Raw genomic sequence first — 318 nt, 5'->3', positions numbered from 1 at the left:
GAGTGTCCACACAGATTGATACGTTTATACACGTTAAGAGACGATACTGGGTCTGTAGCTCAGGTGGTTAGAGCGTTCGCCTGATAAGCGAGAGGTCGGTGGTTCAAGTCCACTCAGACCCACCAATCTTCCTCCCAGAAGAATTGGCACACAGTATCAACACCTGATGGGGCTATAGCTCAGCTGGGAGAGCGCCTGCCTTGCACGCAGGAGGTCAGCAGTTCGATCCTGCTTAGCTCCACCATCTTTAAGCGCATTTGCGTAAGTGTTCTTAAAAATGGTTTTCATCAGAAAATCAAGCTCTTTAACAATTTGGAA

Annotated in this window: 2 tRNA genes; both read left to right on the top strand. The window is 47.8% G+C overall.

The features are described 5' to 3' along the window. Window positions 1–48: 48 nt before the first annotated feature. Window positions 49–125 (top strand) — tRNA-Ile (locus TW84_RS22785). 43 nt (window positions 126–168) lie between these two features. Continuing rightward, window positions 169–244, top strand: a tRNA-Ala gene (locus TW84_RS22780). The last annotated feature ends 74 nt before the right edge of the window (window positions 245–318 follow it).

Origin of the sequence: Vibrio neptunius (genome assembly GCF_000967495.1) — a bacterium.
In the GTDB taxonomy this organism is placed as follows: Bacteria; Pseudomonadota; Gammaproteobacteria; order Enterobacterales; family Vibrionaceae; genus Vibrio; species Vibrio neptunius.
The sequence above is the reverse complement of the archived record's forward strand: the minus strand, read 5'-3'. Positions and strand labels throughout refer to the sequence as shown.